Below are 7,104 nucleotides of genomic sequence, written 5' to 3'. Positions count from 1 at the left end.
CTGGCTGGCCTGCTCAACCGCACCGCGCTTGAACTCGGTGCTGAACTTCCTTCGCTTCGACATGAACACTCCTCATGGCCTTGATCGGCCTTCTCGTAAGTGTCCGTGAAAACGGGGGTGAACCCCGGGACTTCCCAAGAGAGCAAATCTCACGGGAAAAATGAGGCCCTCATTCAGGCCTTCTAGACCTAAGTCCATATGCATACTTTTACATCCGCCCGGACAACTACGGGCGGGTGCGGACATGAGTTCGTACCCAGCTTAAGGGTACGAGCCAATGGTCACATCCTCCAGCGCACTTGATCCCCTGCTGCATCGAATTCCTGATGCATGCAGACGAATTGGCGTAAGCAGAACCACCCTCTACGAGCTGATCAAAGCGGGTGAAGTCCGTCCGGTGAAGATCGGAAGCCGGTGTCTTATTCCTGAGAAAGATCTCCAGCGAGTGGTTGCCTCGAGGCTGGAGGTTGCCCAATGACCGGGTTCGATTTCTCCGCCCTTAACTCCGCCCAAGAGCGGCTCCTCGATTTCGGGGGATGGACGTCCGACTTCCCGCATGGCGAATCGAGGCCGACCCGCAAGGATGCCCAAAGCCTGATTGAGCGCGGTCTCCTCATCTCAGTCAACGTCCGACGCCGGGACAGCTACGGCTCCTATTCACTCACTGAGTACCGGGTTCCAGAGCCGGCGCGCCGCGCGTGGAAGCAGCAAAAGGAGGGGGATCGATGACCAGCGAAGCAATTCAGGCAGGCCGCATAGCCTCGAAGGGCCGCGTGCTGATGCGTCTCCCTGACGTCATGGCGGCGTGCGGAATGTCCAGGTCCCTCATCTACAAGTTGGCAAAGGATCACCGATTCCCGCGCCCGATCCGGGTGGCAGCCAGAGTGTCCGCCTGGAACTCTGAAGAGGTCCAAGCGTGGATCGACGCACGCTGCGACGAAGGGAGGGCCGCCTGATGGCAACTGCAATTGTCCAAGTCGACTTCAATGGCGCCCTGCTTGTGGGTCGGCTCCACCAAGGTCAGCCATACGTGGCCATGCGTCCGATCGTGGAGGGAATGGGGCTGGACTGGAACAAGCAGCTAGACAAGCTTAAGACGCATCCAGTGTTGTCGCGACAACTGTCCACCTTAAGGGGGATGGTTGCCGGCGATGGCAAGGGTAGGCAGATGCAGTCCCTTCCGCTATCGCGGGTCCCGTTCTGGCTGGCGACCGTCAACCCGAACAAGGTGAGAGAGTCCATCCGGGCGCGTGTGATTCTGTTCCAAGAGCAGGCCGCGGACGTCTTGGCTGAGGCATTCTTGGCCAGTAGCGCTCGCCTGGACACCTGTCGTGCGAAACGAGTGGCCAGTACGGTCATGTGCCGGATTCTGCACGACACCCTGATATCCCTTGGCAAGGATCCGAAAGGTTTCGACTACGCCACGGAACATCGTTTGGTGAACCACTGCATTACTGGCGTCTTCGGGCCAATCGCAGAAACGGAGTTGTCGACAGAACAGCTGAAGCTGCAGGAGGAACTGCGGATGCAGAACGCGGTCTGGATTGGCCAGGGAATGGCTTACCGAGAACGTAAGCCCCGTCTTGAGTGGCATGCCTCCCAATGGATTACCCCGGCCCAACAGAAGCTGGGGGGCTCCCATGCAGCGTGAGTCCAGATCGACCCTATTGCATAGAGCCTCCGGCTACCTCGTCGACCCCGCCTCTGGCTTGGTGTGGAGCGAGTCGGGGACGAGGTTGGGGGCGCAGTACCGCGACGGATACGTGCGGATCATTCAAAGCCTGGGACGGGCTTGCTGCCGAACCTGGTACGCCCATCGGTTGGTATGGGAGGCGGCCAATGGTTCGATTCCGGAAGGTATGGAGATTGACCATCTGGATGGGGACAAGTCCAACAACCGGGTGAGCAATCTGCAGGCGGTCAGCGGTGCTGAGAACCGTCGCCGCCAGCGTGAGAGGTGCTTGCGGCAGTACGGCAGCCAATCCCCGACGTGCAAGCTGACACCTGCTGAAGTATTGGCGGTGATGAGCACCCAAGGGATCGTGCCCACGAAGGCTTGGGCCAGACGGCTATCGGTCACTCCTTCGCTGATCCGGTCTATTCGGAAGGGCCGCACGTGGAAGCACCTGACAGAAGACACCAAGTTGCCACGTAGTCGCCCTAAGCGCGCCTGAGGGCTGCGCTCACTTGCCCTTGGGGGGCGTATGCACAGTACAAGCCAGGACCGCGCCACGCGGCCTGTAGCAGGCAATGCCGGTCACGCACCGGCTTACCCTCGGGGAAACCCCGACAAGCGTCGACAGAAGCTCACGGGGCGCGCCAAGGGCGCGCCGTTCTTGATGCTCGAACACCGTATATCCGACTCTGAGGAGTTCGGCCGCCTCTCCGGCAATGCCGTGAAGCTGCTTCTGGAGCTTGCCCGACAGTACCGTCCGGGAAAGAACGGTGACCTGAGCATTGCTTGGTCGATGCTCTCTACGCGTGGGTGGAGGAGCAAGGCGACGGTCCACGGGGCCAAGTTGGAGCTACTGGCGGGCGGCTGGATCATCGAGACCCGCAAGGGTGGCAAGAACATGTGCAGCCTGTACGCGCTGACGTACTACGCGATCGACGAATCCGAAAAGCATCTGGAACCGTCGACTGTCACTCCACCGAATCTGTGGAGAAATCGCGATGGCTAGTCGCTATGTGGGCCAATGTGGTCGCTATGCAGGCCAACTGCTCGATAGGTTGGCCCACATACAGACCTATGAGGTCGCTATGCAGGCCAGTCAGCGGGTTATCCACAACCCGTCGAGGTCGCTATGTGTACACCCTTCTAGATATATACCAAGCGGAGCGTGCTTCGCCTGCTTCCCTGTCTTGGATTTAAGTCCTCTGATCTGGGCGGCCCAAACGCAACCCGTTCGTCTCCCGAACCGGTTCGCCACACGGTCCGCAAGCGGGGCAATCCTGGGCCCGCTGGAGGTGGTGTATGGGCCAGGTTGAGCAGGGGACGGAAGACTACGACTGGGAAAGATCCCTGGCTGTACTGCAGGACGAACAGGCGATCGACGTTGCGGCCAAGGCACTCGCCTGCGCTTTCGGTGTATCCAGCTCGATGAGCGTTCCCCTGACCCGCTGGTCGGGTGCAGACGGAGAGCCAACTCCAGATAGGGGGGCGACTCTGTCCCTATGCCGCCGCGGCAGAGTGCAGCAGTCGGCTAGTGGCTATCTGCCCGAAGGGCTTCAGGCTAGGGAGAAGGCACTTCAGTTGTTCAAGCCAGCCGATAGGGACGCGATTGTAGAGTTCGATGGGGCCGCGGAGATGCGCGCGACAGGGTCCAAGAGCCGTACCCGGCAGATGCGAGCATGGAACGCCTCCAAGGTGCTTGTAGCCACTCCAGCTACCCGACCCTCGAGATTCGCGCTGCATGCGTTGGTGGACGCTCATCTGGACGGACCACTGGAGGCATGGTTGCTTCTCTACAGCACCGGCAAGCGGAACTGTTGGGAAACCGTCTCGCTGCATATGGCGGCTTGTGGCCACCCTGACTGGGCTGCCCGAGAGGCAGCGACCAGGCTGATGGGCAATCGCCGCCCGTTCCGGGAGGTGGCGAAGGAGGTTGCCAAGCGCGAAGCATATTGCCGCTCCCAGGTGATGGCCGCTGAGCGGCGACTGATGGACTGGCTGAGCCGGGCAAGTCGTAGCGTCGTTAAGGCGATGGGCGCCACTCTCTAAGTGCCGTAGACGTCCATGGACTGCCATGGATGCGGGAGGCGAGAACGCCCAAATCCCGTCCTAAGTAGTAGGGCCCCGCGTCCCCCAAGGGCGGGCCCGGGTGGCGAGTGAAGTGCTCGCCACCCTTCTTTTTTTTGCTGCGGCATCAGTCGTGCACCTGTGCCGTTAGCTATCCCAGAACAGGAGAGCCCAGACGTGGCAGATTTCCAAGAGAAGTTCATGAACAGCCTGGCTGGCGGCTTCCAGTTCGGCCAGCAGATCAAGGCACAGCGAGACACGAACCAGCTCAACCAGCTTGCGTCGCTGGCCTATCAGGCCCCGCAGGAGCAGCGACAGGAGATTCTGGGTCAGGCCGCCGCGGTGGATGCTGGATCGGCGGGTGCGCTCGATAAGCAGCTCGGCAACAGCGACGATCGCCGGAACAAGACCATGATCAACATGGCCAAGCTGCTGACTTCGGTGCCGGAACAGGCTCGGCCCGGTCTGTACCAGCAGTTCATCCCGACCCTGTCCAAGTTTGGTCTGTCCGATCTCCCCACTGAGTACAACGCTCAGACCGCACCTGTGATTGATCAGGCTGCGCAATCGCTGGTGCAGGCCTACAGCGGGGGCGGTGCGGGTTCGGGTGTTCAGTCGACCTATGTGGACGGCAACGGCCAGCGCGTGGCGATCATGCGGGATGGTTCGACGCAGATTCTGGGTGACAACGATCCGGGTGCAACCGGCCAGACCCTGACCATCGATGTGAACGGGACGCCGACTCAAGTCACTTTCGACAAGCGCACCCAGCGCTACACGACCGCAGCACTTGATGCCCCCAATCTTCAGCAGGCACCGCAGCAGCCCCCACAGGGCGGCTATCAGCAGATCAACGGCCAGCAGACCTACATCGATCCGAGCCTCCCGCCGCAGGTGCAGCAGCAGATTCGCCAGTCGCTTGCCTCGGGCCAGGAGCCGCCGGCGCAGATGGCATTCGGCGATCAGCCCGGCACGCCTTTGACTGGCCGTCGGGCTGAAGACGAAGCCGCTGCCGTAGAACGGGCACGGATCAATGCACAAAACCAGAACTTCGAAACGGACATCGAACAGAAACGGCGGCTTGCTGAGCAGCAAGCGCAGATCGACGCACAGAAGGCGAGAGAGATGGATCGTGAGAAGGCAGATTCTCAGCGTCTGTCCGGCCGCCCTGCTGCGGAGGCCTCTTTACGGGATGCTGAGAGCAATCTCGATCGTTTGGCCGCCCAGGCTCGCCAGTTGTCTAGCCACCGCGGCCTTGCAAGCATCACTGGCATCCGCGGTTCAATTCCCGACGTTCTTGGATCTGATGCAGCTAATGCCCGCGCTGAGCTTGAATCACTCAAGTCGCAGGTAGGCTTCGGTGTGCTTCAAGCCATGCGCGAAGCGTCGAAGACCGGGGGCGCGCTTGGCTCCGTGTCCGACACGGAAAACCAGTTGCTGCAAAGCAACCTGGCGGCTCTTATGAACTCTCAGTCGGTTGAGAGTTTCAAGGCCAACCTCAAGAAAATTGAAGACTACGCGGGTGCGGCTAAAGGGCGAATGCGGCAAGCCTTCAACAGCCAGTACCAGGAGCGGCAAACCCCGCAAGTGCGGGAAGGCCGCCGCCCGCAGCCTCCTTCGGTTGGGGAGGTTCGGAACGGCTATCGCTACTTGGGCGGTGAGCCAGGCGACCGCAACAGCTGGGAGAAGCTCTAATGAGCAGTACGCTTCCGTGGGAAGAGTTCCAGGCGCCAGGCCCAACTCCTAACTCGTCAATCCAAGAGCAAGGACCTTGGAGTGACTATCAGGACATTCCTACCCTACCCACTGTGACGGCGGAGCGGCCGGACTTCAGTGGCGTCACTTCTACAGTCGACTCCACAGCGTTTCGCAATGCTCCTGATGGGTGGGAGTATGGCCGCGGCCGCGATACGGCTTTCGGTGCACGATCTGTGATTCAAGGCGTGGGCAGTCTGCTAGGTGCGGTCGGCGGCGACGCCTTCAACAACTACGTGGCGAATCCGATCGCTCGGCAGTTGGGAAAGCAGGAGGCTCGCCCGTACCGAGAAGAGGCTGCAGCATTGGCCGACCGCATCGGGCTTCCGAAGGCGCAGACCTCCGGTGATCGCATCCTGGGTGACGTGGGCGAGGCCCTGACGGGCACTGGCCTGACGCTAGGAGCGGGTGGGAGTGTGAATGCCTTGGCGGGGTTGCTCCCGCGCGCGGCACAGGCCGGCGTTTCACCGGCCTTGCGCAGCGCTGCCCCGGTGGCTGAAAACCGCTTGGCTCAGCTTCTGACGGTGCAACCGGGTCTGCAGACTGCTTCCTCAGCCGCTGGTGCCGCCGCTGCTAGTACTACTCGAGAGGCTGGCGGATCGCCCGGAGCTCAGTTGGGCGCGGGGCTTGTCGGAGGCTTCAGCCCGGGCGCCGCAAGCGGAGTCGCGAATCTGCTCACTGGAGGGCGAGTTGCCGCCACGGGCACCGTTCCTGCCTTGACCGCAGGAGCCGCCCGGAGAGGTCTGCGCGGCGCGGATACGTCCGCTATCCAACAGCGTGTGGACGAGTTCGCGGCGGCTGGGACCACCCCGAGTGTCGGACAGGCGACCGGTAGCAGGTCGGCGCAGGCGCTCGAAACTTACCTGGGCAATTCGCCAGGTGGATCGGGACGAATTGCCGTGCTGGGGGGAGAACAGGCCGATGCTGCCAAAGCCACGACAGATCGCCTCTCCAATCAAATCACCCCCGGTGGCGCTGACCTGACACCAACCCAGGTGGGGACGACGGTGCAACAGGGAATATACGGGCCGAGCGGCTTCGTTGATCGGACCAAGGCCGTCTCGGATCGCCTGTACGCCGAGTTGGACAAGCACCTTCCGGCAGAAACCATGATTCCGGTATCAAACACGGCAAAGGCAATGCGTCAGGTCAACGGTAGTATCCGCGGGGCACCTGAGATCTCCCGAATCTTTGACCAGCCAAGGCTCAAAGCCATGGAGGGCGCGCTGTTGAGCGACTCAACCGGAGGTGCGGCTGTCCTTACCCAGCCTGGCATGAGGGAAAACGCAGGGGCCTACAGGCAGTACCTCCAGCAGCAGGCACAAACCATTGCGGCCAACAACGCACGGCGGCGCTCACTCGGCATGACGGTAATGGAGCCCGTTCCTAGCGCAGCCGACATCGAAGAGAACGTAAGGCGCACCGTGGGAAACATGGCCGACGGAACCTTGCCGTACCAAGCCATCAAGGAACTCCGCTCGAAGGGGTTCACCCCCGTTTTCACGGACACTTACGAGAAGGCCGATCAAGGCCATGAGGAGTGTTCATGTCGAAGCGAAGGAAGTTCAGCACCGAGTTCAAGCGCGGTGCGGTTGAGCAGGCCAGCCAGC

The 7,104-nt window shown here is 61.5% G+C and carries 6 protein-coding genes; all 6 read left to right on the top strand.

The window, feature by feature from the left end; genetic code table 11:
• The first annotated feature begins 474 nt into the window (after positions 1-474).
• Positions 475-729, top strand: a complete 255-nt coding sequence (locus NJD74_RS19525) for a hypothetical protein (RefSeq protein ID WP_319624818.1) — start codon at positions 475-477, stop codon at positions 727-729.
• The gene (locus NJD74_RS19520) at positions 726-956 is read left to right on the top strand and encodes an AlpA family phage regulatory protein (protein ID WP_319624817.1); all 231 of its coding nucleotides are present in this window, start codon (positions 726-728) and stop codon (positions 954-956) included. The genes NJD74_RS19525 and NJD74_RS19520 overlap by 4 nt, the downstream gene beginning before the upstream one ends.
• Positions 956-1,651 (top strand): phage antirepressor N-terminal domain-containing protein, encoded by a 696-nt coding sequence (locus NJD74_RS19515; protein WP_319624816.1) that lies wholly within the window; start codon positions 956-958, stop codon positions 1,649-1,651. Before NJD74_RS19520 ends, NJD74_RS19515 begins: the two co-directional genes overlap by 1 nt.
• Positions 1,652-2,339: 688 nt before the next feature.
• Positions 2,340-2,681, top strand: coding sequence for a hypothetical protein (locus tag NJD74_RS19510; protein ID WP_319624815.1), 342 nt, complete (start codon positions 2,340-2,342; stop codon positions 2,679-2,681).
• A 1,235-nt stretch (positions 2,682-3,916) separates the two neighbouring features.
• Positions 3,917-5,434, top strand: coding sequence for a hypothetical protein (locus tag NJD74_RS19505; protein WP_319624814.1), 1,518 nt, complete (start codon positions 3,917-3,919; stop codon positions 5,432-5,434).
• Positions 5,435-6,273: 839 nt separating this feature from the next.
• Positions 6,274-7,104, top strand: an 831-nt coding sequence (locus tag NJD74_RS19500; protein WP_319624813.1) for a hypothetical protein, incomplete at its 3' end; no start/stop codon positions are given.

The sequence above is a fragment of the Stenotrophomonas sp. RG-453 genome (assembly GCF_033843685.1).
GTDB lineage: Bacteria > Pseudomonadota > Gammaproteobacteria > Xanthomonadales > Xanthomonadaceae > Stenotrophomonas > Stenotrophomonas bentonitica_A.
Note: the sequence above shows the minus strand (reverse complement) of the source record. Positions and strands in the feature narration are given on the sequence as shown.

Coding starts and splice junctions, on each gene's coding strand:
- NJD74_RS19525 (WP_319624818.1), top strand. CDS start 475: ATGACCGGGTTCGATTTCTCCGCCCTTAACTCCGCCCAAGAGCGGCTC.
- NJD74_RS19520 (WP_319624817.1), top strand. CDS start 726: ATGACCAGCGAAGCAATTCAGGCAGGCCGCATAGCCTCGAAGGGCCGC.
- NJD74_RS19515 (WP_319624816.1), top strand. CDS start 956: ATGGCAACTGCAATTGTCCAAGTCGACTTCAATGGCGCCCTGCTTGTG.
- NJD74_RS19510 (WP_319624815.1), top strand. CDS start 2,340: ATGCTCGAACACCGTATATCCGACTCTGAGGAGTTCGGCCGCCTCTCC.